This window comes from Pantoea sp. S62 (genome assembly GCF_016658625.1).
GTDB classification, from domain to species: domain Bacteria; phylum Pseudomonadota; class Gammaproteobacteria; order Enterobacterales; family Enterobacteriaceae; genus Pantoea; species Pantoea vagans.
Genome location: NZ_JACVVI010000017.1, coordinates 58,413 through 84,905, shown reverse-complemented (window position 1 = coordinate 84,905; position 26,493 = coordinate 58,413). Strand labels below are relative to the sequence as shown.

Sequence of the window (26,493 nt, the reverse complement as noted above, 5' to 3'; positions counted from 1 at the left end):
CGAGAGGGGTTTACATGCGGGTACATGCACGCTGGATAGCGGCGCTATTGTTAAGCCTGGTGGCTTGCACAACACAGGCGCAGACATCATCAGGCTGGCAGCCAGTTAACGACACTATTCGCAAAAGTGAACAGGATCCGCGCCACTATCAGGCGATCCGGCTCGACAACGGGATGACGGTGTTACTGGTTTCCGATCCTGTGGCACCGAAATCGCTGGCGGCGCTGACGCTACCGATAGGATCGCTGGACGATCCCGATCAGCAGGCGGGACTGGCACACTACCTCGAGCATATGGTGCTGATGGGCTCAAAGCGCTACCCGCAGCCGGACAACCTGGCCGAATTTCTGAAAAAGCATGGCGGCAGCCATAACGCCAGCACCGCTTCTTACCGCACCGCTTTTTACCTGGAAGTGGAAAACGATTCGCTGGAACCGGCGGTTGATCGCCTGGCGGATGCGGTGGCGGAGCCGCTGCTGGATCCGGTTAACGCCGATCGAGAACGCCACGCCGTGAACGCCGAGCTGACCATGGCGCGCTCGCGCGATGGCCTGCGCATGGCCCAGGTGGGTGCTGAAACCCTGAACCCGGCGCATCCGGCGTCACGTTTCTCGGGCGGCAATCTTGAAACACTGAAAGATAAGCCCGGCAGCAAACTGCATCAGGCGCTGCTGGATTTTTATCACACGCATTACTCCGCCAACCTGATGAAGGCGGTGATCTACAGCAACAAACCGCTGCCAGAGATGGCATCGATTGCGGCTAAAACCTTTGGCCGGGTGCAAAATCATGACGCCAGCGTGCCGGAGATTACGGTGCCGGTGGTGACGGATGCACAGCAGGGCGTCATCATTCATTACGTTCCGGCCCAGCCGCGTAAGCAGCTCAAAATTGAATTTCGCATTGCCAATAACAGCGACAGCTTCCGCAGTAAGACCGACACGCTGATTAGCTATTTAATCAGTAACCGCAGCAAAAACACGCTGACTGACTGGCTGCAAAAGCAGGGGCTGGCCGACGGGGTCAATGCGGGCGCTGACACGATGACCGAGCGTAACAGTGGGGTATTTGCGATTACCGCGTCACTCACCGATAAAGGCCTGGCACAGCGTGACGAAGTGGTAGCGGCCATATTCAGCTACATCAATCTGCTGCGTCAGCAGGCCGATGATAAGCGCTATTTCGATGAAGTTTCACATGTGCTGGCGCTCGACTTCCGTTATCCCTCTATCACCCGCGATATGGATTACATCGAATGGCTGGTTGATACCATGCTGCGCGTGCCGGTTGAACACACGCTGGATGCGCCCTATCTGGCGGATCAGTACGATGCCGCTGCGATCAAAGCCCGGCTGGACGAGATGACCCCGCAGCATTCGCGCATCTGGTATATCAGCCCGCAGGAGCCGCATAACAAAACCGCCTATTTTGTGGATGCGCCTTATCAGGTTGAGAAAATTACGCCACAAACCTTTGCCGACTGGCAGCAGCGCGCCAGCCAGATCACGCTGGCGATGCCCGTGCTGAACCCCTATATCCCGGATGACTTCACCCTGTTGCCGTCGGACGGAAAAACGTATCAGCACCCGGTGAAGCTGGATAACCATGATGGTATGCGCATTTACTGGATGCCCAGTCGTTATTACGCCAGCGAGCCTAAAGCAGCAATAACCCTGGCGTTACGCAATAAAAACGCCATCAGCGATGCCCGTCAGCAGGTGCTGTTTGGCCTGAATGACTACCTCTCCAGCCTGGCACTGGACGAGCTTAACTCGCAGGCCTCGGTGGGCGGCATCAGCTTTTCAACCGGTGAAGATCAGGGGCTGGTGTTCAGCGCCAACGGTTTCACACAACGTCTGCCGACGCTGCTGAAGAAACTGGTAGAGGGCTATGCCACCTTCCAGCCGACAGAACAGCAGCTGGAGCAGGCCAAATCCTGGTATCTGGAGCGTCTGGACGCGGCGGAAAAAGGCAAGGCGTTTGAGCAGGCAATTCAGCCGATGCAACTGCTGTCGCAGCTGCCTTATACCCAGCGCGAGACACGCCGCAAGCTGGTCAGCACAATCTCACTTAAGGATGTGACGACCTATCGCGATACGCTGTTCCGCGACGCGACGCCAGAGATGCTGGTGGTGGGTAACCTCAGTGCTGACAGCGTGACGCAGCTGGGACATGAGCTTAAGCAGCAGATGCAGAGTAATGCGACCCGCGACTGGCACAGCCAGTATGTGACGATTAAAAAACCGCTGAAAGCCAACCTGCAACAGCAGGGTAGCAGCACCGACTCCGCTCTTGCCGCTCTTTATGTTCCACTGGGATATGGTGAATATCAGAGCATGGCGCACAGCTCGATGCTGAGCCAGATCGTTCAGCCGTGGTTCTACAATCAGCTGCGTACTAAAGAGCAGCTCGGCTATGCGGTGTTTGCCTTCCAGATGCCGGTGGGCCGACAGTGGGGTGTCGGCTTCCTGCTGCAAAGTAACAGCAAACAACCGGACTGGCTGTTGCAGCGTTATAAGGCCTTCTATCCACAGGCAGAAAAACGATTACGCAGCATGAGTAAGGCAGATTTTGCCCAGTACCAGCAGGCGATGATCAACGATTTGCAGCAGCGTCCTCAGACGCTTTTTGAGGAAGCGGATCGTTTTAGCCGCGACTTTGATCGGCAGAATGATCACTTTAATACCCGGCAAAAAGTGATCGAGCAGGTTCAGCAGTTAACCCCGGCCAGCCTGGCAGACTTTTTCCGGCAGGCCGTGATTGAACACAAGGGCATGGTAATGACCTCGCAGATTGCCGGCACCGGCACTGGCAAAACTGAATTTGCCCGCCAGCCTGGCTGGAAAACCTGGAATGAAGTGGCGCAACTGCAGCAGTCGCTGCCGGTAAAGAGTGAGACCCAATGACGCAATTACCGCCCGTCTCGCTGAATCCTTTAACGCTGCCGCTCAGAGGCGAGCGGCTGATTGAGGCGTCAGCGGGCACCGGAAAAACCTTTACCATTGGTCTGCTCTATCTGCGCCTGCTGCTGGGGCTGGGCGGAGAAAACGCCTACAGCCGCCCGCTTTCGGTAGAAGAAATTTTAGTGGTGACCTTCACCGAGGCCGCCACTGCGGAGCTGCGCGGGCGCATCCGCGAGAATATTCATCAGCTGCGTCTGGCCTGTATCCGCGGCAAAAGCAGCAACCCGATGCACCAGTTACTGCTGGAGCAGATGCCCGATTTGAGTCAGGCCGCCGCGCAGCTGCTGGCTGCTGAACGGCAGATGGATGAAGCCGCTATCTTCACTATTCACGGTTTCTGTCAGCGGATGCTCAATCTCAACGCTTTTGAATCGGGCATGCTGTTTGAGCAGGAGTTAATTGAAGATGAGCAGGCGCTGCTGAAACAGTCGACCGCCGACTTCTGGCGTCGTCAGTGCTATCCACTGAGTCTGGATGTCGCGCGGATCATTGCCGCGGAGTGGAGTGGACCCGACAGCCTGCTGACCACGCTGCGTCCCTGGCTTCAGGGAGAATCACCCAGCCTGAAACGTCCGCCCGCAGCCGATGAGACGCTGGCATCACGTCACGCCCGTAACCTGGCGCGCATTGAGGCCATCAAGCAGCAGTGGCAGGCGCTTAGCGCCGATGTTGAAGGCATGATCAGTGCCTCGGGTGTGGATAAGCGCAGCTACAGCAGTAAACATCTGCCCAACTGGGTCGCAAAAGTCACGCAGTGGGCCAGCAGTGAGACGCTGGATTATCAGCTGCCGAAAGAGCTGGAACGCTTTGGTCAGCAGGTGCTGGATGAGAAAACCAAAAAAGGTGATGCTCCGCGACACTCGCTGTTTGAGGCGATCGATCAGTTTCTGGCAGAACCCTTGTCGCTGCGCGATGTGATTATCGCGCAGGCGCTGACCGATGTGCGTGCCACGGTACAGCGTGAAAAGCGGTTACGCGCGCTGTTAGGTTTTGACGATCTGCTCAGTAAACTGGATGAGGCGTTGCAGCAGCCCGGCGGCGTGTTGCTGGCAGAAACCATCCGGGCGCGTTTCCCGGTGGCCCTGATTGATGAATTCCAGGATACCGATCCACAGCAGTATCGCATCTTCCGCACGCTCTATATTAATCAGCCGGAGCAGGCGCTGTTTCTGATTGGCGATCCCAAGCAGGCAATCTACGCGTTTCGCGGCGCGGATATTTTTACCTATCTGCGGGCCAGAAGCGAAGTCAGTGCTCACTACACACTGGATACTAACTGGCGTTCTTCACCTGAGATGGTAGAGAGCGTCAACCGCCTCTTTTCTCAGCTCGATTCACCTTTCCTGTTTTCGGCGATTCCCTTTCTGCTGGTGAAACCTGCTGCGCCCAACGAGTCACTGAAGCTGATTTTTGATGAGCAGCAGCAACCGGCATTACGTTTCTGGCTGCAGCCTGGCGAGGGGGTCGGCAACAGTGACTACCAGCAGTTTATGGCGCAGCAGTGTGCCGCCGATATCAGCCGCTGGCTGGTGGCAGGACAGCAGGGACGAGCCTGGCTGGGTAAAGGTGAGGCGCTGCAGCCAGTGCGGGCTTCCGATATCACTGTGCTGGTGCGCAGTCGCAATGAGGCCGGCTTAATTCGCGACGCGCTGAATGCACTGTCGATTCCGTCGGTCTATCTCTCCAGCCGGGACAGCGTCTACACCACGCCGGAAGCGCGCGAATTACTCTGGTTGCTGCAGGCGATACAGGCACCGGAACAGGAACGGCTGCTGCGTAGCGCGCTGGCGACCTCTATTTTTGCCATCGATGCGGCGACGCTGGACGCGCTGACACAGAATGAGCGCGAGTGGGATGCGCTGGTGGAGCAGTTTGCCGTCTGGCAGCAGCTGTGGCATCAGCGCGGCGTGTTACCGATGCTGCGTGATGTGATGATCAAGCGGCAACTGGCGGAGAATATGCTGGCCTCGGAGAACGGTGAACGTCGCCTGACTGACCTGATGCATCTGGGTGAACTGCTGCAGGAGGCCTCGGTGCAGCTGGAGAGTCCGCACGCGCTGGTACGCTTCCTGGCGCAGCAGATTGCCCGGCCAAACAGCCAGGCCTCCAGCCAGCAGCTGCGTCTGGAAAGCGACCGCCATCTGGTGCAGATCATCACCATCCACAAATCAAAAGGGCTGCAGTATCCGCTGGTCTGGCTGCCGTTTGCTGCCGGGTTCCGCGAGGCGGCCAGCGCGCTCTATCACGATCGCGACAACTTCACGGCGCTGCTCGATGTGCAGGGTGATGCGCAGAGCCTGGCGCTGGCCGAAGAGGAGCGTCTGGCAGAGGATCTGCGTCTGCTCTACGTGGCGCTGACCCGTTCCGTTTATCACTGCAGCGTTGGCATTGCACCGCTGATCAAAGGCACCCGTAAAAAAGAGGGCGAAAGCGATCTCCACAAGAGCGCACTGGGCTACCTGGTGCAGCAGGGGCAGGCGGCCGATGCGCAGCAGCTCAGCCAGCGACTCAATGCATTAACCGGTGAAGGGATTGCACTGGTTGAAGAAGATCTGCTGCCGGGCGAAATGTGGCGGGACGCTGAGCAGGGTGATGAGGCGCTAAGCAGCCGCGACGTGACCCGCGCCCTGGCGGATGTCTGGCGGGTAACCAGTTACTCCGGTCTTCAACAGCATCACAGTTCGCCACTGCTGGATGCGCTCCCTAACTTCGATATCGACGCAGCGGGCGAAGAAGAAAATGGTGAAGAAGCGGCACTGACGCCGCATCACTTTCCTCGCGGAGCGGCACCCGGCACCTTCCTGCACGGTCTGTTTGAGTCGATCGACTTTACCGAACCGCCGGATCGCATCTGGCTGGAAGATCAGCTGCAGCACAATGGTTACCCGCTGAGCTGGTTACCGGTCATTGAACAGTGGATTGATCGGGTGTTACATACCCCGCTCAACGTCGAGGGGCTGACGCTGTCGGCAATCAAAAGCAGCGAACGGCTCATCGAGATGGAGTTTTATCTGCCGATCAACAATCTGCTGACGGCGGCGGATCTTGACGATCTGCTGCGTCGTCACGATACACTCTCTCAGCAGGCCGCTCCGCTGGATTTCCGCCAGGTGCGCGGCATGCTGAAGGGCTTTATCGATCTGGTCTTCCGCTGGCAGGGAAAATATTATCTGCTGGATTACAAATCGAACTGGCTGGGAGAGAGTCACGCCGCTTATACGCCCGAGGCGATGGCGCAGGCGATGATTGGCCACCGCTACGATCTGCAGTATCAGCTCTATACGCTGGCGCTGCATCGCTATCTGCAGCATCGCCTGCCGGACTATGACTATCAGCACCATTTTGGTGGGGTGTTTTATCTGTTTTTACGCGGGATGGATGGCAGCTCGGCGGACAACGGCATTTTTGCCACCCGACCTTCCGAAGCTTTTGTGGAAGAGATTAATGCGCTGTTTGGTGAAACCGGGGAGATGCTATGAGTGACATGCTGAGTCTGCTGCTGCAGGCGGTTGAGAAGCGTCTCCTGCGGCCGCTGGATATTCAGTTTGCCCGTCTGGTGGCGACAGAATCACAACCTGCGCTGCTGCTTGCCGCTGCCTGCATCAGCGCAGAGGCGGGAGAAGGTCACGTCTGTCTGCCGCTGAGCAACCTCTGTGAAGACAGTCTGTTTGCCGGGCGTCAGCCTGCGCTGGCCCAGGCCATCTGGCAGGCAGCGGGTAAGCCGGATGATTGGCCATCACTCCTGGCAGACTGGTCGGCGGTCAGTAATGGCAGTCGGGTGACGCCGCTGGTGCTGAGCAACCAACGTTTGTATCTGCATCGGCTATGGCACAGTGAAGGCCGGGTCGCCGACTTTTTTGCTGCTCAGGACGTGAAAACCGCGTTTGATATGCGTGCCGCGGGTGACGTGCTGAGCAGTCTGTTTGGTGACCAGCCGGAGAACTGGCAGAAAATTGCTGCGGCCGTGGCGCTGACCCGCAAGACAGCGGTAATTTCCGGCGGGCCGGGCACCGGTAAAACCACCACCGTGGCGAAACTCCTCGCCGCCCTGATTCGGCTGAATCCCGGCGCGCTGCGGATTCAGCTGGCAGCACCGACAGGCAAAGCCGCTGCGCGACTGACCGAGTCGCTGGGCAGGGCGCTGCAGGATCTGGCGGTCAGCGACGAAGAGCGGCGGCGTTTTCCCGCCGAAGCCACCACGCTGCATCGCCTGCTGGGCGCACAGCCCGATACCCAGAGATTGCGCTACCATGCCGGTAACCCACTGCATCTTGATGTGCTGGTAGTGGATGAAGCGTCGATGGTCGATCTCTCGATGATGGCAAAACTGATCGCCGCGCTGCCTGCCCATGCCCGCGTGGTGTTTCTGGGCGACCGCGATCAGCTCGCCTCCGTTGAAGCCGGTGCGGTGCTGGGCGATATCTGCCGCTGCACGGAAAGCGGCTACAGCCTGGCGCGGGCCGAACAGCTCGCCCTGCTGACCGGCTGTACGCTGCAGGGCAGTGACGATGGACAGGCACCGGTCGTGCGCGACAGCATCTGCCTGCTGCAAAAAAGTTATCGTTTTGACGCTTCATCCGGCATCGGCCAGCTGGCAAAAGCGATCAACCTTGGTGATGCAGAGCAGGTCAGGGCGGTATTTGCTGCGGCCCATGACGATGTCAGTTACCAGACGCTGAACAGCGCGGAAGCGTATCAGGTGATGCTGGATGAGGTCGCACAGGGCTATCAGCCCTTCCTGCAGCTTATCCACCAGCAGGCGGATCCTGCTGAGGTGATTGCCGCCTTTGGCCGTTATCAGCTGCTGTGTGCGTTACGTGACGGGCCATTTGGCGTGCAGGGCCTGAACCAGCGTATTGAGCAGCGACTGATGCAACTGCAGCGCATCCGGCGTCCTGGTATCGGCAGTCGCTGGTATGCCGGGCGTCCGGTGATGATCACCCGAAATGACAGTGCGCTCGGCCTGTTTAACGGTGATATCGGCATTACGCTGCGGGATGAAGAGGGTAACCTGAAGGTCTTTTTCCCGCTGCCGGATGGGTCAATCAAGGCGATCCAGCCGAGCCGGTTACCTTCACATGAAACGGCCTGGGTGATGACGGTGCATAAATCGCAGGGGTCGGAGTTCGACCACACTGCGCTGGTGATGCCGACGCAGTTTCTGCCGGTGCTGACCCGAGAACTGGTCTATACCGCGATTACCCGCGCACGTAAGCAACTGACCATTTACAGCGAACCGGGCGTATTTCAGCGCGCCGTGCAGCTGCAGACGCAGCGACGCAGCGGTCTGGTGGAACGACTGGGTGAAACCGGCTGAGAAGAAGGGGGACAGTCCACGCCAGGTGGCCTGTCCCTTCATGATTGAATCAGGTGAGGTCGGCCATCAGCACCTTGGAACGGCGCTGATAGTTGTACATCTCTTTTTTACTCTCGGGCAGTGACTCGATATCAACCGGCGTAAAGCCGCGCTCCTGGAACCAGTGGATGCTGCGCGTGGTTAACACAAACAGCTTTTGCAGTCCCATCTGCTTCGCCTGTAATGCCACGCGCTGCAGCAGCATTTCTCCGCGTGAGGAGCTGCGATAGTCAGGATGAACCGCCACACAGGCCATCTCGCCAATCTTCTCATCCATAAACGGATAGAGGGCGGCACAGGCGATGGTCAGATTGTCACGCTGAATAATCGTGAACTTATCGATCTCCATCTCCAGCTGCTCGCGTGAGCGACGCACCAGAATACCCTGCTGCTCCAGCGGACGGATCAGTTCGAGGATACCGCCGATGTCGTTGATATTGGCACGACGAATCTGCTCGGCCGACTCCATCACAATCTGCGTACCGATACCGTCGCGTGAGAAGAGCTCCTGCAACAGTGCGCCATCTTCCTGGTAGCTGATGAGATGGCTGCGGCGCACGCCACTGCGGCAGGCTTTCACCGCACCGCGCAGGAAGCGGACCGTGCCAGAAAGATAATCACCTTCTTTTTCAATCTCGTCGATGCGGGCCTGAGCATCGTTCGGGAACAGCTCGGAAATGATTTCACCGTCGCTGTTCAGCACACCCTGCTCGGAGCAGAAGCCGATCATTTTTTCGGCTTTGAGCTTAATCGCCAGTTGGGTAGCCACTTCTTCTGAAGTCAGATTAAAGCTCTCGCCGGTCACAGAGACCGCCACCGGTCCCATCAGCACGATGGCATCGTTATCCAGCTGGCGATGAATCGCCTCTTCATCGATACGACGGATACGCCCGCTGTGGCAGTAATCCACGCCATCATCCACGCCCAGCGGCTGCGAAATAATGAAGTTGCCGCTGACCACATTGATATGCGCGCCCTGCAGTGGGGTATTGTTAAGACTCATTGAGAGGCGGGCAGTGATATCGAGCTGCAACCGGCCGGCAGCCTGCTTCACTAACTCCAGCGATTGCGCGTCGGTCACCCGGGTAAATTTATGATAAACCGGTTCCAGCTGCTGCTGAGCCAGGCTGGCGTCTATCTGCGGCCGTGCGCCATAAACCACCACCAGGCGGATGCCCAGGCTGTGCAGCAGGCCGATGTCGTTAACGATGCCAGAGAAGTTCTCATGCTCAATCGCTTCGCCACCCAGCATGATGACAAAGGTTTTACCCCGGTGGGCATTGATATAGGGAACGGTATGGCGAAAACCCTGAACCAGTTCGGTACTACGTTCCTTCACGGCCAACCCTCAGTGAATGTTTATTCGTATTTTCTGTATTTTTATGCTTTTACGCCCGATTTTGCAAGTCTTAATCCTGACGAAAATTTACGTTTTTATGGGTGTCAAAGCCGCTAACAGCCTGCATTATTTAGGGTTTCCGGGGTGACATCATCCCGCGGATTGGATAAAGTTTTTGCCGCCATTTGATTAACTGGCGCTTTTTTAGACATAACACAGCAGCTGGAGCGGCATGTCAGACGGTAATTCCCATTTTTCACGCAGACGTTTTTTACAGGGGACAGGCGCCTTACTGCTGTTGAGCGTCAGCCGCACAGGCCTGGCGGCAAAAAACCACATTGTGGCGGTGCGTATCTGGCCCTCATCCACCTATTCGCGCATGACGCTGGAGTCCAGTGTCGCGCTGAAATACAAGCAGTTTGCGCTGAGCAATCCCGAACGTCTCGTCATAGATATTCAGGGCCTGCATCTTAATTCGGCCCTGAAAGGAGTGGATAAGCAGGTACGGGTCGACGATCCCTTTATCAAAAATGCCCGGGTCGGCCAGTTCGACAGCAACACGGTGCGCGTTGTTCTGGAGCTGAAGCGCAACGTCGCACCGAAGATCTTTAATCTGGCACCGGTCGCCGGGATCAACCACCGGCTGGTGGTCGATCTCTATCCGACCCAGAACCATGTGGAAGACGATCCGCTGCTGGCTCTGCTGAAAGATTATAATCAGGGCGATCTGGACAAGGATGAAGGGGTGCAGGCGCCGTTACCCGGCAAAGCGGGACGCGATCGTCCGATTATCATCATGATCGATCCCGGTCACGGTGGAGAAGATCCTGGCGCGCACGGCAAATATAAGACCCGCGAGAAAGATATTGTGCTGAAGATCGGACGGCGGCTCAAAGCGCTGATCGATAAAGAGCCCCATATGAAAGCCTATATGACGCGCAATGAAGATGTCTTTATTCCGCTGCGCGTCCGGGTCGCAAAAGCCCGTAAACAGCGTGCCGATCTCTTTGTGTCTATTCATGCGGATGCGTTTACCAGTCGGGCAGCACGCGGCTCTTCGGTATTTGCCTTATCCACCAGCGGTGCCACTTCAGCCGCCGCCCGTTTCCTGGCGCAGACCCAGAATGAATCAGACCTGATTGGCGGCGTCAGCAAAAGCGGCGACCGCTATCTTGATCACACCATGTTCGACATGGTGCAGCGGCAGACGATTCATGACAGCCTGAAGTTTGGTAAAGAGGTGCTGCATCGTATGGGGCGCATCAACCATCTGCACAAACGCACCGTGGATCAGGCTGGCTTTGCGGTGCTGAAAGCCCCGGATATCCCGTCAATCCTGGTAGAAACCGCGTTCATCAGTAATGTGGAAGAGGAGCGGAAGCTGCGAACCACCCGCTATCAGCATCAGGTGGCAGAGGCGATTCTGAACGGTATCAAAGCGTATGTAGAGAGTGGGGCGGCACTGGCCCATCGGTAAAGGTGTGCGGGTAGTCACGGCTATCCGCGCATTTATCTGCGGGAAAGAGGCTTAAGAGGAATTTACGAACGGCAGAAACAAAAAAACACCCTTTCAGGTGTTTAAATGATTGGTTGCGGGGGCCGGATTTGAACCGACGACCTTCGGGTTATGAGCCCGACGAGCTACCAGGCTGCTCCACCCCGCGTCCGTGGAAGCGCACTATACTCTCCGCGCTAATTCATGCAACCCCTTTTTAAAGATAAAAGCCAAATTAACAGCCAGTTGCTGAAGGATTCAGCCATCTGATTAATTATTGAACTGATATGCGCTGCGTCAAAGCGGATGCATTTCATTCTGTCGGGGGCTTTGCTATCGTCGCGGGGCGAACAGTTATAAAAAGAGAAGAGAATGAAATCACATTGGGTGAAGTATGCACTCACTGGCGCGTTAATCACGCTGCTGGCGGCCTGTAGCTCTAAACCGACCGATCGCGGTCAGCAATATAAAGATGGCAAACTGGAACAGCCGCTGGCGCTGGTGAATCAGCCCAATGCTAAAGGCGCGCCGGTTAATGGCAAAGACTTTGGCGATCAGGTGCGCCAGATTCAGTCCGCCTCATCCGCTCTTTATAGTCGTCAGAACGGCACTTACAGCGCCATTGAAAGCTGGCTGATGGCGGGTGCTGATACCCGGCAGCTTCGCCAGTATGGCCTGAATGCCTGGCAGATGGAGGGCACGGATAACTACGGTAATGTGCAGTTCACCGGTTACTACACGCCGGTCGTGGAAGCGCGCTACACCCGTCAGGGCGAATTCCAGTATCCAATCTACCGTATGCCGCCGCGCAAACGCGGAGAGAAATTACCGAGCCGCGCCTCTATCTATAGTGGCGGACTTGATGACCGTTACGTCATTGCCTACAGTAACTCCCTGATTGATAACTTCATGATGGATGTGCAGGGCAGTGGTTACGTCGACTTTGGCGATGGCCGCCCGATGACCTTCTTTGGTTACGCCGGTAAAAATGGCTGGGGCTACCACAGTATTGGTAAAGAGCTGATCGACCGTGGTGAAGTGAAACGCGAAGATATGTCGATGCAGGCGATTCGCCAGTGGGCGCAGGAGCACTCACCGCAGGAAGTGCGTGCGCTGCTGGAAACCAACCCGTCATTCGTCTTCTTTAAGGCTGAGCCGTTTACGCCGGTGCGCGGTGCCAGCGCCGTTCCGCTGGTAGCGAAAGCCTCGGTGGCTTCTGACCGCTCAATTATTCCGGCGGGCACGGTGCTGCTGGCAGAAGTGCCGCAGTTGAATGAGAAGGGCAAATTCAACGGCAAATATGAGATGCGCCTGATGGTGGCGCTCGATGTGGGTGGCGCGATTAAGGGACAACACTTTGATATCTATCAGGGTATCGGCCCGGATGCCGCGCATCTGGCGGGCTTCTATAATCACTACGGACGCGTCTGGGTAATCAAAGCCGCACCGGGTGCCGGACAGCCGCTGTTCTCCAGCCCGCAAAACGGTAATAATGGTTCACTGCTTCTCGGCTCTAACTAATGTCTTCTCTGCGGGCCTCCGGGCCCGCACGACGTAACAGGTTCAACTATGAAAGTGTTAAATGACGCCTGGCATCAGCGCTTTGGCGGCACGGCGCGTCTCTATGGCCAGGATGCGCTGCAACGTTTTGCTGACGCACACTTCTGCGTCATTGGTATCGGCGGCGTGGGTTCCTGGGCAGCGGAAGCGCTGGTGCGCACCGGCATTGGTAAAATCACCCTGATAGATATGGATGACGTCTGCATTACCAACACCAACCGACAGCTTCATGCGCTGCAGGGCAACGTCGGCAAAGCCAAAACGGAGGTGATGGCGGAGCGGCTACGGGCGATCAATCCGGACTGCGACGTGATCTGCATTGATGACTTTATTACGCCTGAGAACACCGCCGAACTGATGGCCGCCGGTTTCGACTATGTGATCGACGCGATCGACAGCGTACGCCCTAAAGCGGCGCTGATCGCGTGGTGTCGCCGGAATAAGATCCCGCTGATCACCACCGGTGGCGCGGGCGGACAGATTGATCCGACCCAGATTCAGGTCGCCGATCTGGCGAAAACCATTCAGGATCCGCTGGCGGCGAAGCTGCGCGAACGCCTGAAAAGCCTGGGCGTGGTGAAAAGCAGCAAGGGCAAACTTGGCATCGACTGCGTTTTTTCTACCGAAGCGCTGGTCTATCCGCAGGCCGACGGCAGCGTTTGTGCTTCACGCAGCACGGCAGAGGGTCCGAAGAGAATGGATTGCACATCCGGCTTTGGCGCGGCCACCATGGTGACCGCGACGTTCGGCTTTGTGGCCGTTTCGCATGCGCTGAAGAAGTTTCTGGCACGCGCCGCCCGTCAGGATGCGGTCAGCGCCTGACGCGCGGCATGCTCTACCGCAGCAGCCAGCGCCTGCAGGCCGCTGCTGCGTGAGGCGCTGAGCTGGGCGCGCAGCCCCAGCTCATCAAACAGGGTTAAGGGATCGGTGGCCAGTAATTGCTGCGGCGTCTGGCCCTCAACGGCGGTCAGCAGCACGGCCAGCAGGCCGCGCACGATCCGTCCTTCACTGTCACCATAGAAGTGCAGTGAGCCATCCTCACACAGCTGGCTGCCCAGCCAGACCCGGTTTTCACACCCGCTCAGTTCAATTTCCGCTGTTTTCAGTTCCTCCGGCAAGGCAGGTAACTGGCGGCTCAGCTGGATCAGCTGACGATAACGATCTTCCCACTGATGAAAGCGGCCAAAGCTCTCTTTCAGACTGGCAACGGTAATCTGTTCGCCAAACGGGTGTGGCGCTAACCGCGATGAACACATAGATCAAAACTCCGATAACAGCGCGATGGCGCTCTTCATGGCGCGCACCAGCGCATCAACATCCTGCAGATTATTATAGGGTGCAAAAGAGGCGCGCAGCGTGCCACTGACGCCCAGCGCCGCCAGCAAGGGCTGCGCGCAATGCTGACCGGCGCGCAGTGCGATTCCCTGCTCGGCCAGCAGCGTTACCAGGTCACTGTGATGCAGACCTGCGAATTCAAAGGCCAGCAGGCTGGCATTGCCACACCGGAAGCTGCGAAAGCCGGGCAGTTCTGCCAGTTGCTCTTCCGCCAGCGAGGCAAGCTGCTGACTCCAGCGCTCGGCTTCGGGCAGATCGTACTGCGCCAGCCAGCTCAGTGCCGCACTCAATCCCACCACTCCAGCCACATTCGGGGTGCCAGCCTCAAAACGCCACGGTACCGGCTGCGGCGTGAAACCATTGAAGTCGACATCCGTGATCATCTTACCGCCGCCCTGCCAGGGCGCCATCGCCTCCAGCAGCTCCACTTTGCCATATAACGCGCCAATGCCCATCGGGCCGTAAATTTTATGGCCGGAAAAAGCGTAAAAGTCGATATCCAGCGCCTGTACGTCAGGCGGGCAGTGCACCACCCCCTGCGCGCCATCGACCATCACTTTCGCGTCCACGGCATGTGCCAGTGAAATCGCCTGTGCGAGATCGGGGCATCCCCCGGTGACGTTCGACATCTGACCTACAGCCAGCAGGCGGGTGCGGCTGTTAAGCAGAGCGGGTAACAGGCTGATATCGGGCAGACGATCTGGCCCTAACGGCCATTTTACGACGCGGGCACCGCACGCCTGCGCAGCCATCAGCCAGGGAACCAGGTTGGCGTGGTGCTCAGCCTCACTCACCACGATCTCATCACCGGGCTGCAGGCGCGGACGCAGCCAGCTGTTCGCCACCAGGTTTATCGCTTCGGTGGTGCCACGCGTCCAGACAATCTCTCGATCGTCCGCGGCGTTAACCCAGCGGGCAACCTGATTGCGCGCCTGCTCATAGCGCTGGGTTAAGGCCTGCGCCGCAGCAAACTGGCTGCGATGAACCGTACCCGCGCTGAGGTAAAACTGCTGCGTGCTGTCAATCACGGCCTGCGGTTTCAGCGTGGTCGCGGCGCTGTCGAGGTAGACGCCGGCGTCGGCGAGCGCGGGAAACTGCTGGCGGAATGCGGTGGGATTAAATGCGGTCATGCCGGGTCCATGATAAGAAAAATTAGGACCACACTGAAAGAATGGTCTGCGTCTGGCAAAGCTGGAAAAGCGCGTTATGCTGAATATTGCAAGGTTTGAACCAAACCCGCATAACGATCGGACGTTTAATAGTCGATCTCACTTATCGGCTGCCTCTGGTTAGCGTAACGCGGGTGGTTTGATGCAATCAATCTACAAGGAGATAGCAGATGAAAAAACTTACCGCAGTCCTGGCCGTGTGTACTCTGGCTTTTACCCTGAGTGCCTGTTCAAGCAATTATGTCATGCATACCAACGATGGTCGCACCATCGTGGCTGCCGGCAAGCCAAAAGTTGATAACGATACCGGCATGATCAGCTATAAAGATGCGAATGGCAACGAGCAGCAGATCAATCGCTCTGATGTCAAAGAGATGGTCGAGTCAAAGTAAGCAGCAAAAAAAAAGCACCGCAATTTGCGGTGCTATTTAAAAATCACTATGGACAGACAGGGTAAATCTACAGGAATTAAGAGTTCGATCCGCAATCGTCGGATCAAAAATTGCAAACACAACATCACGACCACAAGCCAAAAGCTTTCAGAAAATCTGCGAACTCACTCACAAATCTAAAAACTTTTCGTTCCGGCTCAGGAAGTGCGGCAACTATAGGTATTTGCTGGAGGTTCCTCAACGGACAAATTATAATGCCTCGGATTAAAAATTCTAATACGTAAACGCTTTGTATAAGCCTGCGTATTTTTCGCCGATCCGGATACGGAAAACCATGTCGAAACGCCTTCCTCCTCTTAACGCACTGCGGGTTTTTGATGCCGCTGCGCGCCATTTAAGCTTTACCAAAGCCGCTGAAGAGCTGTTTGTCACCCAGGCTGCCGTAAGCCATCAGATTAAATCTCTGGAAGATTTTCTGGGGTTAAAGCTGTTTCGCCGGAGGAATCGTTCGCTGTTACTGACCGAAGAAGGGCAAAGCTACTATCTCGACATCAAAGAGATTTTCTCGGCAATTAACGAAGCGACCCGCAAACTGCAGGCGCGCAGTGCCAAGGGCGCGCTGACCGTCAGTTTACTGCCGAGCTTTGCTATTCAGTGGCTGGTTCCCCGCCTCTCCAGCTTTAATATGGCTTATCCGGGAATCGACGTGCGTATCCAGGCTGTTGACCGCGATGAAGAGAAGCTGGCCGACGATGTCGACGTGGCAATTTTCTACGGCCGTGGCAACTGGCCCGGCCTGCGGGTTGAAAAACTCTATGCCGAATATCTGCTGCCGGTCTGTTCGCCATCACTGATGACCGGCGATAATCCGCTGAAAACCCCGATGGATCTCTCGCGCTTTACCCTGCTGCATGATGCCTCCCGCCGTGACTGGCAATCGTATATCCGCCAACTGGGTTTACAGCATATCAATGTGCAGCAGGGGCCGATCTTCAGCCACAGCGCCATGGTGTTGCAGGCGGCGATTCATGGTCAGGGCGTGGCGCTGGCCAACAACGTCATGGCGCAGAGCGAAATAGAGGCCGGGCGATTAATCTGCCCCTTTAATGATGTATTAGTCAGTAAAAACGCTTTTTATCTGGTTTGTCATGACAGTCAGGCAGAACTGGGTAAAATAGCCGCCTTCCGACAGTGGATCCTGGAAAAAGCTGCAACCGAACAAGAAAAATTCCGCTTTCGCTATCAACAATAACATCTTGATTTATTTGCATTACGATGCAAAAGCATCCTGAGGATAGGTTAATGTCCAGTCGTGCCATGTTTGTTTTTGCGGCTATCAGCGGCTTTCTGCTGGTGGCTTTTGGCGCATTTGGTGCCCACGTTTTAAGTCAGTCGCTGGGTGCGGCTGAGATGGCCTGGATTCATACCGGGCTGGAATATCAGGCTTATCACACGTTAGCGGTGATGGGACTGGGTGCCGCGATGCTACGCCGCGCCAATATCTGGTTTTACTGGAGCAGTGCGCTGATGGCGCTCGGCACCGTTTTGTTTAGTGGCAGCCTCTATTGTCTGGCGCTGTCACATCTGAAGTTTTGGGTTTTTATCACACCGGTAGGCGGGATCTGTTTCCTCGCCGGTTGGGTATTGATGTTGATTGGCGCGCTGCGTCTTAAACGAAAGGCAGAACGCCATGAATAAAGTTTTACTCTATTGTCGTCCCGGTTTTGAAAAAGAGTGTGCGGCAGAAATCAGTGCCAAAGCAGCGGAACGTGAAATCTATGGCTTTCCGCGGGTTAAAGATGACTCCGGCTACGTGTTGTTTGAGTGCTATCAGTTTGAAGATGCTGAGCGTCTGGCGCGTGAGTTACCGTTTGACGAGCTGATCTTTGCCCGGCAGATGCTGGTTGTCGGTGAAATGCTGCGTGACCTGCCGCAGGAAGATCGCATCACCCCGATCGTCGGCATGCTGACCGGCGTGGTGGAGAAGGGCGGCGAACTGCGTGTTGAAGTGCCGGACACGAACGAAGCCAAAGAGCTGACCAAATTCTGCCGTAAGTTCACCGTGCCGCTGCGTTCAGCACTGCGTGAAAGCAAGATTCTGCTGAACTATGAAAGTCCGAAACGCCCTGTAGTGCATGTGTTTTTCATTGCGCCAGGTACCTGTTACGTCGGCTACTCGATCCGGGAAAACAGCTCGCCGTTTTACATGGGTATTCCACGGCTTAAGTTCCCCTCCGATGCACCAAGCCGCTCGACCCTCAAGCTGGAAGAGGCGTTCCACGTCTTTATTCCTGCGGATGAGTGGGATGAGCGTTTAGCCAGCGGCATGTACGCCGTGGATCTCGGCGCCTGCCCGGGCGGCTGGACCTATCAGCTGGTCCAGCGCAGCATGATGGTTTATGCGGTGGACAACGGACCGATGGCCCCGAGTCTGATGGATACCGGCCAGGTCATGCACGAGAAAGCCGACGGGTTTAAATTCCGTCCACCCCGCACCAATATCAGCTGGCTGGTGTGTGACATGGTCGAAAAGCCGGTGCGTGTGGCTAACCTGATGACCGACTGGCTGGTTAACGGCTGGTGCCGTGAAGCGATCTTCAACCTGAAGCTGCCGATGAAAAAGCGTTATGAAGAGGTGACGCAGAATCTGGCCATGATGCAGGAGCGCTTTGATGAGAATGGCATCAATGTGCAGATTCGCGCTCGTCAGCTCTATCATGACCGCGAAGAGGTGACGGTTCATGTGCGCCGTATGTGGGCAGCGACCGGTGGCCGTCGCGACGAACGTTAATCGCCGGGCTTAGTGCAACTGCACTCAGCTGGTATAACGCAGCGTATTCAGATTGCCCTGCAATACCAGATCCCGCTTTAGCGTGGCTACCTGACGGCTGATCTCAGCCATCTGCTGACCTTCTGCGAGCTTTTCCTGCCATTTGGCGGGCACCTTATCCAGTTGCTGATAGATTCCTTCAAGCGTATGAAACTCTGCCAGCAGTTGTTTCGCGCTTTTCGGGCCGATGCCGGTGATGCCTGGAATTTTACTGCTGCTGATGCCGCACAATCCCCAGTAGTCGGGGAGTAACTGGGGTGCCACGCCAAATTCAGCCTCGATAAAAGGCAGATCGAGCCAGCGTTTCTGGAAGTAGTCGCGGATGCGGATTTCGGGGGCCAGCAGCTGACAGTAACCTTTGTCGGTGGACACGATGGTGGCCAGGTGTCCGGCCTGCGCCATTTTCACCGCCAGCGTCGCCGCTAAATCATCTGCCTCATCCTCGCCCGCTATCCAGCAGCTTACACCTGCCGAACGAAAGGCCTCCTGCAACGCCGGCATCTCTGCCTGTAAATCGTCTGGCATCGGCGGGCGACCGCTTTTGTAATCGGGCAGCAGCTGATGTCGCCAGCCCTGATGACGTGCCTCGCCATCAAATACTGCGACAGCGTGAGTCGGACGGGCGTGACCCAGTACCTGGCGCAGCGCAGCCACGCAGCCGTCGACACAGGGTGAGCCCTGTACCGCATGCAGACGGCGAATCAGATTCAGCGCGTCAACAATAACAAGATGAAGAGCCATGAGCGTATCGGCAGCCCGGGGGCTGCCTCCTGGGTTATTTGATAATTTCGTAGCAGGGGATGTAGGCGGTGCCTGGCAGTTTCATGCGTTGCTGGGCAACGAATCCCTGTAGCAGCTCATCCATGCGGTGCATGATGTCGGGATCGCCATGCAGTCTGTAGCGTCCCTTCTCGCGGATTTCGCGGATGCCCATCTCTTTAACATTACCGGCGACAATACCTGAGAAGGCGCGGCGCAGGTCGGCAGCCAGCTTCTCGGGAGGCTGATTGGTATAGAGATTGAGGTTGGCCATATTTTCATGCGTTGGCATGAACGGCACCTGCAGATCGGGCTCAATGCGAATCGACCAGTTAAAGCTGTACGCATCGCCGGTTTCACGACGGTTCTCTTTCACCTGCGGCATCGCTTTCTTCATCAGACGCGCCACTTCTGCCGCGTCATCAATGATGATCTGGTAATGCTTACGCGCCTGTTCACCCAGGGTGTTAACGATGAAATCATCCAGCACGCGGAAGTAATCGGCGCTCTCTTTCGGCCCGGTCAGAATCAGCGGCAACACCTGATTGTTGTTCTGCGGATTCATCAGGATGCCCAGCAGATAGAGCAGCTCTTCAGCCGTACCGACGCCGCCAGGGAAAATGATGATGCCGTGGGCGATACGCACAAACGCTTCCAGACGTTTTTCAATGTCCGGCATGATGATCAGCTCATTCACCAGTGGATTTGGCGGTTCAGCTGCAATGATTGAGGGTTCGGTGAGGCCGATAAAGCGGCTGTCGCGATAGCGCTGCTGGGCATGGCCAACCGCTGCGCCTTTCATCGGTGCTTCCATCACGCCCGGCCCGCAGCCGGTACAGATATTCAGCTCACGCAGTCCAAGCTGCGTACCGACATTGCGGCAATACTGATACTCAACGGCGTTGATTGAGTGACCACCCCAGCAGACTACGGTGTTGGGATACTCGCCGATATGCAGAGCCCGCGCATTACGCAGAATGGAAAACACCGTGTTGGTAATGGTGGCGGAATCATTCTCTTCGGCTGCACTTAACCGGCCAGGTATGTTGAGCTGGCCGCTGACAAACAGGATGTCACGCAGCACCGCAAACAGGTTAGCCTGCAGTGAGCGGATGATGCGGCCATCCACGAACGCCTCTTCCGGCGGATTGATCAGTTCCAGTTTGACGCCGCGCTCCTGGCGCAGCACGTTGATGTCGAAATTCTCAAAGCGGGAGAGCAGTTCGTGGCTGCTGTCAGTCTGGCTGCCGGAGTTAAGCACGGCCAGAGAGCAATTGCGAAACAGCTGGTAGAGGTCGCTGCTGGCTGTGCGCTTGAGCATGTCGACTTCCAGCTGCGAGAGCAGATCCATTGAGCCAAGTGGGCTGATATGGGTAATCAAATGAACTCCTTTGCACCCGCCTGGGTGCTGATTGGCACTGCAATGGCAGTGACGAAAATCCCTGGTCGGCAACCCGCAGATTGCCGCCTTCACCAGAGTAGCCTTGTCGGCCCGCACAGCTCAAGCGGAACTGCGCTTACGGCGCCCAGCCTGAGAGAAGTCTCGCAAACTACTGACGGACCAGCCGCGAAAAACCGGGCGAGAAAGGCACATTGGTGCGCCACGGGTTAATATCCAGCCCGCCGCGACGGGTGTAGCGCGCATAAACGGTCAGCGCTTCCGGATGGCAGAATCGCATCACATCATTAAAGATGCGTTCAACACACTGCTCGTGAAATTCGTTGTGCTGACGGAATGAGACCAGATAGCGCAGCAGTGCTTCACGCGCGATACGCGGGCCTTTATAGCGGATCATCACCGAGCCCCAGTCGGGCTGGTTGGTAATCAGGCAGTTCGACTTGAGCAGATGGCTGACCAGCGTCTCTTCAACGATTTCGCTGCCTGCGGCATCCGCCAGATAGTCAGCATTGAAGCGGTAATCCTCTATGGCGATATCCTGCTCATCAATGCAGCAACCCTCAAAATGACCAATCGGCTGACCTTCTATTTCATTGAGACGGAACAACGCGACCCGCGCTTCCCCTTCAGCACAGGCACTCAGATCCCGCTCCAGCGTCTGACGAACCTCACCCCAGTCGGCAAAGCGGGTCTGATTGAAACTGTTCAGGTAGAGCTTGAAGCTTTTCGACTCGATAAGATTACGGCTTTGCGCATCCAGCACCACTTCGCCAACGGCAACCTGTGGCAGACCTTTGCTGTTGAGCCACGAGAGTTCATACAGGGTCCAGATATCGCTGCCGGTAAAGGGCAGACTGTCGGGAAACAGGCCAAGCGGTTCACGGTTCAGGCTGCGCGGCACCGCCTGCAGTAAGCTGTTGTCATACCGATCGTGATAGGCTGTGGGTTTGCCCAGCGTCAGGTTACTGAGCGCCTGATCCTGTTCGTGAGTAGTCATTGCGGTTACCACCAAAATTAATCAAAGTGGCTAAGTGTAACCTATCAGAAGTGAGAATATGAATGATGCAGCAAACTGCCGCCGCGTTGCGCGACTTTACTACCCGATACTGCCAGCACTGGCTTCAGCAGGCGGGACATGGGCCGGCCAGCAGCGATCTCTATGGCGTTCCTTCGCCCTGTGCACTGGAAGATCGCGAGCAGCGGGTCGTCTGGCAGCCGCAGCCGTTTAGTCTGCCAACGACGCTGGATGCGATTGAGCGGGCGGTCGACATCCAGCTTCAGCCGCCGATCACGGCGTTCTATACCACGCAGTTTGCCGGCGATATGCAGGCCCGTTTTGGCGAGAATCAGCTGACCCTTTTGCAGGTGTGGAGTGAAGAGGATTTCCTGCGATTACAGGAGAATCTGATTGGGCATCTGGTGATGCAGCGCCGCCTCAGACAGTCGCCTACGCTATTCATTGCCACCACCGATTCAGAGGAGGAGATCATCTCCCTGTCTAATCTCAGCGGCGAAGTAATTCTGGAGCAGCCTGGTCGTAAACAGCGCGTGGTACTGGCAGAAAGTCTTGAGATATTTCTTAAGTCATTACAACCGGTTATCATCTGAATTGCAGTGATTTGCCGCCTGGCTTGTGAGACATCTCTTACATATGCTGTGAGAGATCGCCATATAACAGTTGAGACATCCGGAAGGCCGTGATGTAAAAATATTGTGAATCATCAACTTAATGGCGTTAATCTGAATTTGTGCAGCACATTTCGTAAAGTTTCGCTGTAAGTACCTTGTGCGCGTAACGAGTTCTGTCAAAATGTTTCTCACTGCAGGATGCTCAGGAAACAGATATCGTCAGGATGACGATAAGCCATGAGGCAGGAACGTAACGGAGCTTACGGCACACGGAAGGTTTCAGGATGAAACAGGATCGCTCAGGAGTGAGCAAGGGACACCTCCAGGATGGAGAATGAGAACCCCCTCAGAAGAGGTGGCGGGCCAGGATGCTAAGGATACATCAGGACGATGCGCGACAGGAGTTCGCACTGGACAAGTTGTCATGGAAGAGCAGGGAGCAAAAACGTAGCAGGATGGCTGCAAACGAACCGGGAGCACTGTTTATACAGTGCTCCCTTTTTTTGTGCCTGTGCCAACAAGTGATATGCTTGCCGCCCATTTTTGACTGCTTGCCGGAGGTGGCGCATGACGCCTGAACAATTGATTACGCAACGGCTGGAGCAACTGGAAGCGGTGATGCGTGAGCACCATCTCTGGCAGAGTACCCCTCCGGCCGAAGACGCGCTCGAGAGCCGTGAACCCTTTTGCCTGGATACGCTGGAGCCGCTGCAGTGGCTCCAGTGGGTGCTGATCCCGCGGATGCATGCCCTGATTGCTGCTCAGCATCCGTTACCGCAAAATTTTGCGGTTGCTCCCTACTACGAGGTGGCGCTGGTGCCTGACCAGCCCGGTATTGCGCCGCTGCTGCTGACCTTGCGTCAGCTTGACGCGTTGATCAAGGATGCAGCCCACTGATGCTGGAGATACTCTATCAGGATGAGTGGCTGGTTGCCGTCAACAAACCCAGCGGCTGGCTGGTTCACCGCAGCTGGCTGGATCGCCATGAAACCGTGTTTGTGATGCAGACCGTTCGCGATCAGATTGGACAGCATGTGTTTACCGCACATCGTCTGGACAAACCCACCTCTGGCGTACTGCTGATGGGGCTTTCAAGCGAAGTCGGTCGTCTGCTTTCCCTGCAGTTCGAACAGCATCAGATGCAGAAAACCTATCATGCCGTGGTACGCGGCTGGCTGGAGAGCAGCGGAACGCTCGACTATCCGCTGGTGGAAGAGCTGGATAAAATTGCTGACAGGCACGCCACTGAAGCGCGCACCGCACAGCCCGCCGTCACCGATTATCAGTCACTGGCAACGGTCGAGATGCCGGTCGGCATTGGCCGCTATCCCACTTCGCGTTACAGCCTGGTTGAAATGGCCCCTAAAACCGGCCGCAAACATCAACTGCGTCGTCATATGTCGCACCTGCGTCATCCGATTATTGGCGATTCGGCGCACGGCGATCTGCGCCAGAACCGGGGGGCTGCTGAACACTTTGGCGCTAACCGGCTGATGCTGCACGCCAGCAGCCTGGCACTCACCCATCCGGTGACCGGTGAACCTTTACTGATCCGTGCCGGGCTGGATGGCGTCTGGCAGAACGTGATGAACCAGTTTGGCTGGCAGGATCGCATTCCTGAGGTGCCGCGGGTTGAGTTTAACGCAGCGCCAGGACAGGATAACGTTTCAGAATAAGGGAGAAAGCAGATGGCAAAGATTGGCATTTTTGTAGGGACGGTATACGGCAATGCGCTGCTGGTAGCGGAAGAAGCAGAGCCCCTTCTGCAGCAGCAGGGTCATAGCGTCACCGTGTTTGACGATCCGACGCTGGCAGACTGGCAGAACTATGCCAGCGACGTGGCGTTAATTGTCACCTCAACCACCGGACAGGGCGATTTTCCGGATACGATTTCAGGCCTGTTCCATGCGGTTAAAGATAAGCTCGGTCATCAGCCTGCGTTGCGCTACGGCGTGATTGCGCTGGGTGACAGCAGTTATGACCATTTTTGTGGCGCGGGTAAAACTTTCGATGCGCTGCTGCAGGAGCAGGGCGCACAGCGGGTCGGTGAGGTGTTACTGGTTGATGCCACCGAAAATCCTGAGCCGGAAGCGGTGACCTCTCCGTGGGTTGAAGCCTGGGGGGCGCAGCTCTGATGGCAACGCCAGGCTTATCTCTGCATAAGGATAAGCCTGGCGTGTGATATCAGGTCACCGGTGCCGGGTTAAACACCGCCAGCTGATTACGGATGCCCCAGCGATCGGACCAGGTCTGCTTCCTGCCACTGGCAATGTCCAGAATCAACTCAAACAATCGCCAGCCCACCTGCTCAATACTCTCTTCACCGGTCGCAATCGTGCCGGCATTAATATCCATCAGATCGTGCCAGCGCTCTGCCAGCGCATTGCGCGTTGCCATCTTGATGACCGGAATCGCAGCCAGACCGTAGGGCGTTCCGCGGCCGGTAGTAAACACCTGTAGCGTGATACCGGATGCCAGCTGCTGCGTACCGCAGACAAAATCGCTGGCGGGCGTCGCCGCGTAGATCAGGCCACGTCGCGTAGGTCGCTGACCGGGCGAGAGCACTTCGACAATGGCGCTGCGCCCCGATTTGGCGATCGACCCCAACGCTTTTTCCACCACGTTCGCCAGACCGCCTTTTTTATTGCCCGGCGACGGATTCGCGCTGCGATCGGTCTGGCCCTGGTCGAGGTAGTTGTCATACCAGGCCATCTCCTCCAGTAAGCGCTTACCGACTTCCTGATTAATCACCCGCGGCGTCAGCAGGTGAATCGCATCACGCACTTCAGTGACTTCCGAAAACATCACCGTCGCACCGCAGCGCACCAGCAAATCAGAGGCGAAGCCCACCGCCGGATTCGCCGTTACGCCTGAGAATGCATCGCTGCCACCGCACTGCATGCCGACAATCAGTTCTGCAGCAGAACAGGTTTCGCGCTGGCGCTGATTCAGCCGCTGGAGATGGCGCTCCGCTACCTGCAGAATCTCTTTTACCATCGCCCCAAAACCGACCAGCCTCTCATCCTGCAGGCGCACAATGTCATGATCGTCCAGCGAAATCGCCTGCACGTCGGGCGTGCCGGTCAGCAGACGCTCCGGCTGTAACTTCTCACAGCCCAGGCTGACGATCATCACTTCGCCACCGAAATTGGCATTCAGCGCCAGGTTATGAATGGTGCGAATCGGCACCACCGCCGCGGGTGCATTAATCGCCACGCCGCAGCCATAAAGGTGATTGAGCGCGACCACGCCATCCACATTCGGGTAGCGCGGCAGTAAATCCCGTTCAATGATCTGTACGACATGATCCACCACACCGGCCACGCAGTGGACGCTGGTGGTGATGCCGAGCAGGTTACGCGTGCCGACGCTGCCATCCGCATTGCGATAACCTTCAAAGGTATAGCCTTCCAGCGGCGGCAATTCAGGCGGAACCTGCGTGGCTAACGGCAGACTCGCCAGCGGAGGCGCTTCCGGCAACGCGACCAGCGACTCATCAATCCAGCTGCCCTGGGCAATATCCCGTAATGCATAGCCGATGACTTCGCCGTAACGCACGATCTCTGCACCCTGGTTAATCGCGCGCAGCGCGACTTTGTGACCCTGTGGCACATGCTCCGTGAGTGTCAGGCCATCCGCAAACTGCGTGCCAGCCGGCAGGCCCAGGCTGTTAACCACTATCGCCACATTGTCGTGCTCATGGACTTTGATATAGAGCGGTTGTTCATCTGTTTTGGGGTACATCGCTCACCTTCCCGTCTGTCGTGCCGTACTTGTGCGGCACGCTGTAATGTTCTGACCTGTCACACGTTTGTTTGCCAGCTTCAGTATAGGGAGGCGGAGCAAGGCGCGCATTGTGCAAATGACCACCATTGAGACAATTCGCCTTATCGATTTGGGGCGATTATCCAGAAGCAAGTGAAGAGCCTCACAAACAGCGGGGGAAAGCGTTACCTGAGGCGGTTATTGCTCGGTTATTTGCCGCTTTCGTGAGCCATCCCGCAGGGTTTTGTGCATCCGCCACACAATCACTTCTGCACGGGCATTATTCCAGGGCGATGTGCCAATGTGCTCGCTTCAGGCTGTTCTTATACTGGGTTCCGTTAGCCAAAGTCAGGTTATCTGTCACGACGTATTACTCATCCGCAGAGGTCGCAGAAGCGCATTGGCTGCCACCTCGCAGATGGATAAATAAAGGTTTGCCACAACAAAAAGATCGCCGTGTTTAACCCAACTTCTCTCTGATACCCAACGCGATGTGTATGCA

The 26,493-nt window shown here is 56.6% G+C and carries 21 protein-coding genes and 1 tRNA gene; 14 read left to right on the top strand and 8 right to left on the bottom strand.

Annotated features, from left to right (window positions below; all coding sequences use genetic code 11):
* The first annotated feature begins 14 nt into the window (after positions 1 to 14).
* From ptrA to recD, 3 genes are read left to right on the top strand one after another with little or no spacing between them, the layout of a single operon-like run.
* The gene (ptrA, locus tag IBT54_RS20335; RefSeq protein WP_201252830.1) at positions 15 to 2,906 is read left to right on the top strand and encodes a pitrilysin; all 2,892 of its coding nucleotides are present in this window, start codon (positions 15 to 17) and stop codon (positions 2,904 to 2,906) included.
* Positions 2,903 to 6,442, top strand: coding sequence for an exodeoxyribonuclease V subunit beta (gene recB / locus IBT54_RS20330; protein WP_201252829.1), 3,540 nt, complete (start codon positions 2,903 to 2,905; stop codon positions 6,440 to 6,442). Before ptrA ends, recB begins: the two co-directional genes overlap by 4 nt.
* The gene (gene recD, locus IBT54_RS20325; RefSeq protein WP_201252828.1) at positions 6,439 to 8,280 is read left to right on the top strand and encodes an exodeoxyribonuclease V subunit alpha; all 1,842 of its coding nucleotides are present in this window, start codon (positions 6,439 to 6,441) and stop codon (positions 8,278 to 8,280) included. Before recB ends, recD begins: the two co-directional genes overlap by 4 nt.
* A 49-nt stretch (positions 8,281 to 8,329) precedes the next feature.
* On the opposite strand, the gene argA is transcribed toward recD, so the two are convergent.
* Positions 8,330 to 9,658 carry an amino-acid N-acetyltransferase gene (gene argA, locus IBT54_RS20320; RefSeq protein WP_013358908.1) on the bottom strand — a complete coding sequence of 443 codons (1,329 nt, stop codon included), beginning with the start codon at positions 9,656 to 9,658 and terminating at the stop codon, positions 8,330 to 8,332.
* Between the two features lie 232 nt (positions 9,659 to 9,890).
* Between argA and amiC the strand changes: the two genes are divergently transcribed.
* Positions 9,891 to 11,135, top strand: a complete 1,245-nt coding sequence (amiC, locus tag IBT54_RS20315) for an N-acetylmuramoyl-L-alanine amidase AmiC (RefSeq protein WP_013358906.1) — start codon at positions 9,891 to 9,893, stop codon at positions 11,133 to 11,135.
* A gap of 110 nt (positions 11,136 to 11,245) precedes the next feature.
* Here the strand turns inward: amiC and IBT54_RS20310 are convergent.
* A tRNA-Met gene (locus tag IBT54_RS20310) sits at positions 11,246 to 11,322 on the bottom strand.
* 203 nt (positions 11,323 to 11,525) lie between these two features.
* Between IBT54_RS20310 and mltA the strand changes: the two genes are divergently transcribed.
* Together mltA and tcdA are read left to right on the top strand one after the other, a co-directional pair.
* Complete coding sequence (mltA, locus tag IBT54_RS20305; RefSeq protein WP_013358905.1) at positions 11,526 to 12,674, top strand: murein transglycosylase A; 1,149 nt, start codon at positions 11,526 to 11,528, stop codon at positions 12,672 to 12,674.
* A gap of 48 nt (positions 12,675 to 12,722) precedes the next feature.
* Positions 12,723 to 13,535: a tRNA cyclic N6-threonylcarbamoyladenosine(37) synthase TcdA gene (gene tcdA, locus IBT54_RS20300; RefSeq protein ID WP_013358904.1), complete on the top strand. Its 813-nt coding sequence runs from the start codon at positions 12,723 to 12,725 to the stop codon at positions 13,533 to 13,535.
* Here tcdA and csdE read toward each other — a convergent pair.
* Entirely contained in the window at positions 13,514 to 13,969 is a 456-nt protein-coding gene (gene csdE / locus IBT54_RS20295; RefSeq protein ID WP_095706740.1) for a cysteine desulfurase sulfur acceptor subunit CsdE, read from the bottom strand. The genes tcdA and csdE overlap by 22 nt on opposite strands.
* 3 nt (positions 13,970 to 13,972) lie before the next feature.
* Entirely contained in the window at positions 13,973 to 15,178 is a 1,206-nt protein-coding gene (csdA, locus tag IBT54_RS20290; RefSeq protein WP_201252827.1) for a cysteine desulfurase CsdA, read from the bottom strand.
* 209 nt (positions 15,179 to 15,387) lie between these two features.
* On the opposite strand from csdA, the gene IBT54_RS20285 reads away from it, so the two are divergent.
* The 4 genes from IBT54_RS20285 (at position 15,388) to rlmM (ending at position 18,400) form a co-directional block, all read left to right on the top strand.
* Positions 15,388 to 15,609, top strand: a complete 222-nt coding sequence (locus IBT54_RS20285; RefSeq protein ID WP_003854643.1) for a YgdI/YgdR family lipoprotein — start codon at positions 15,388 to 15,390, stop codon at positions 15,607 to 15,609.
* 334 nt (positions 15,610 to 15,943) lie between these two features.
* Positions 15,944 to 16,861 (top strand): transcriptional regulator GcvA, encoded by a 918-nt coding sequence (locus tag IBT54_RS20280; protein WP_003854641.1) that lies wholly within the window; start codon positions 15,944 to 15,946, stop codon positions 16,859 to 16,861.
* Between the two features lie 50 nt (positions 16,862 to 16,911).
* Complete coding sequence (locus IBT54_RS20275) at positions 16,912 to 17,307, top strand: DUF423 domain-containing protein (protein ID WP_013358901.1); 396 nt, start codon at positions 16,912 to 16,914, stop codon at positions 17,305 to 17,307.
* Entirely contained in the window at positions 17,300 to 18,400 is a 1,101-nt protein-coding gene (rlmM, locus tag IBT54_RS20270; RefSeq protein ID WP_033783981.1) for a 23S rRNA (cytidine(2498)-2'-O)-methyltransferase RlmM, read from the top strand. The genes IBT54_RS20275 and rlmM overlap by 8 nt, the downstream gene beginning before the upstream one ends.
* Before the next feature lie 24 nt (positions 18,401 to 18,424).
* Here rlmM and xni read toward each other — a convergent pair whose 3' ends face one another.
* The 3 genes from xni to queF all read right to left on the bottom strand — a co-directional run bounded on the left by xni (position 18,425) and on the right by queF (position 21,594).
* Positions 18,425 to 19,180, bottom strand: coding sequence for a flap endonuclease Xni (gene xni / locus IBT54_RS20265; protein ID WP_201252826.1), 756 nt, complete (start codon positions 19,178 to 19,180; stop codon positions 18,425 to 18,427).
* A 34-nt stretch (positions 19,181 to 19,214) separates the two neighbouring features.
* Complete coding sequence (ppnN, locus tag IBT54_RS20260) at positions 19,215 to 20,579, bottom strand: nucleotide 5'-monophosphate nucleosidase PpnN (RefSeq protein WP_201252825.1); 1,365 nt, start codon at positions 20,577 to 20,579, stop codon at positions 19,215 to 19,217.
* 169 nt (positions 20,580 to 20,748) lie between these two features.
* Positions 20,749 to 21,594, bottom strand: coding sequence for an NADPH-dependent 7-cyano-7-deazaguanine reductase QueF (queF, locus tag IBT54_RS20255; protein WP_013358897.1), 846 nt, complete (start codon positions 21,592 to 21,594; stop codon positions 20,749 to 20,751).
* A gap of 62 nt (positions 21,595 to 21,656) precedes the next feature.
* Between queF and syd the strand changes: the two genes are divergently transcribed.
* From syd to IBT54_RS20235, 4 genes are all read left to right on the top strand, one after another.
* On the top strand, positions 21,657 to 22,205 hold the full coding sequence (gene syd / locus IBT54_RS20250; protein WP_013358896.1) for a SecY-interacting protein: 549 nt from the start codon (positions 21,657 to 21,659) through the stop codon (positions 22,203 to 22,205).
* Between the two features lie 588 nt (positions 22,206 to 22,793).
* Positions 22,794 to 23,123, top strand: a complete 330-nt coding sequence (locus IBT54_RS20245) for a YqcC family protein (RefSeq protein WP_013358895.1) — start codon at positions 22,794 to 22,796, stop codon at positions 23,121 to 23,123.
* On the top strand, positions 23,123 to 23,902 hold the full coding sequence (gene truC, locus IBT54_RS20240) for a tRNA pseudouridine(65) synthase TruC (protein ID WP_110330826.1): 780 nt from the start codon (positions 23,123 to 23,125) through the stop codon (positions 23,900 to 23,902). Before IBT54_RS20245 ends, truC begins: the two co-directional genes overlap by 1 nt.
* A 12-nt stretch (positions 23,903 to 23,914) precedes the next feature.
* The gene (locus IBT54_RS20235) at positions 23,915 to 24,361 is read left to right on the top strand and encodes a flavodoxin (RefSeq protein ID WP_013358893.1); all 447 of its coding nucleotides are present in this window, start codon (positions 23,915 to 23,917) and stop codon (positions 24,359 to 24,361) included.
* A gap of 49 nt (positions 24,362 to 24,410) precedes the next feature.
* Here IBT54_RS20235 and garD read toward each other — a convergent pair whose 3' ends face one another.
* Positions 24,411 to 25,970, bottom strand: coding sequence for a galactarate dehydratase (garD, locus tag IBT54_RS20230; RefSeq protein WP_201252824.1), 1,560 nt, complete (start codon positions 25,968 to 25,970; stop codon positions 24,411 to 24,413).
* Between the last annotated feature and the right edge of the window lie 523 nt (positions 25,971 to 26,493).

Excerpts from the sequence above, each read along its gene's own strand:
- recB (WP_201252829.1), top strand. The coding sequence starts at position 2,903 with ATGACGCAATTACCGCCCGTCTCGCTGAATCCTTTAACGCTGCCGCTC.
- IBT54_RS20275 (WP_013358901.1), top strand. The coding sequence starts at position 16,912 with ATGTCCAGTCGTGCCATGTTTGTTTTTGCGGCTATCAGCGGCTTTCTG.
- rlmM (WP_033783981.1), top strand. The coding sequence starts at position 17,300 with ATGAATAAAGTTTTACTCTATTGTCGTCCCGGTTTTGAAAAAGAGTGT.
- ptrA (WP_201252830.1), top strand. The coding sequence starts at position 15 with ATGCGGGTACATGCACGCTGGATAGCGGCGCTATTGTTAAGCCTGGTG.
- IBT54_RS20245 (WP_013358895.1), top strand. The coding sequence starts at position 22,794 with ATGACGCCTGAACAATTGATTACGCAACGGCTGGAGCAACTGGAAGCG.
- csdE (WP_095706740.1), bottom strand. The coding sequence starts at position 13,969 with ATGTGTTCATCGCGGTTAGCGCCACACCCGTTTGGCGAACAGATTACC.
- csdA (WP_201252827.1), bottom strand. The coding sequence starts at position 15,178 with ATGACCGCATTTAATCCCACCGCATTCCGCCAGCAGTTTCCCGCGCTC.
- tcdA (WP_013358904.1), top strand. The coding sequence starts at position 12,723 with ATGAAAGTGTTAAATGACGCCTGGCATCAGCGCTTTGGCGGCACGGCG.
- amiC (WP_013358906.1), top strand. The coding sequence starts at position 9,891 with ATGTCAGACGGTAATTCCCATTTTTCACGCAGACGTTTTTTACAGGGG.
- queF (WP_013358897.1), bottom strand. The coding sequence starts at position 21,594 with ATGACTACTCACGAACAGGATCAGGCGCTCAGTAACCTGACGCTGGGC.
- IBT54_RS20285 (WP_003854643.1), top strand. The coding sequence starts at position 15,388 with ATGAAAAAACTTACCGCAGTCCTGGCCGTGTGTACTCTGGCTTTTACC.
- IBT54_RS20280 (WP_003854641.1), top strand. The coding sequence starts at position 15,944 with ATGTCGAAACGCCTTCCTCCTCTTAACGCACTGCGGGTTTTTGATGCC.
- xni (WP_201252826.1), bottom strand. The coding sequence starts at position 19,180 with ATGGCTCTTCATCTTGTTATTGTTGACGCGCTGAATCTGATTCGCCGT.
- truC (WP_110330826.1), top strand. The coding sequence starts at position 23,123 with ATGCTGGAGATACTCTATCAGGATGAGTGGCTGGTTGCCGTCAACAAA.
- syd (WP_013358896.1), top strand. The coding sequence starts at position 21,657 with ATGATGCAGCAAACTGCCGCCGCGTTGCGCGACTTTACTACCCGATAC.
- mltA (WP_013358905.1), top strand. The coding sequence starts at position 11,526 with ATGAAATCACATTGGGTGAAGTATGCACTCACTGGCGCGTTAATCACG.
- recD (WP_201252828.1), top strand. The coding sequence starts at position 6,439 with ATGAGTGACATGCTGAGTCTGCTGCTGCAGGCGGTTGAGAAGCGTCTC.
- garD (WP_201252824.1), bottom strand. The coding sequence starts at position 25,970 with ATGTACCCCAAAACAGATGAACAACCGCTCTATATCAAAGTCCATGAG.
- IBT54_RS20235 (WP_013358893.1), top strand. The coding sequence starts at position 23,915 with ATGGCAAAGATTGGCATTTTTGTAGGGACGGTATACGGCAATGCGCTG.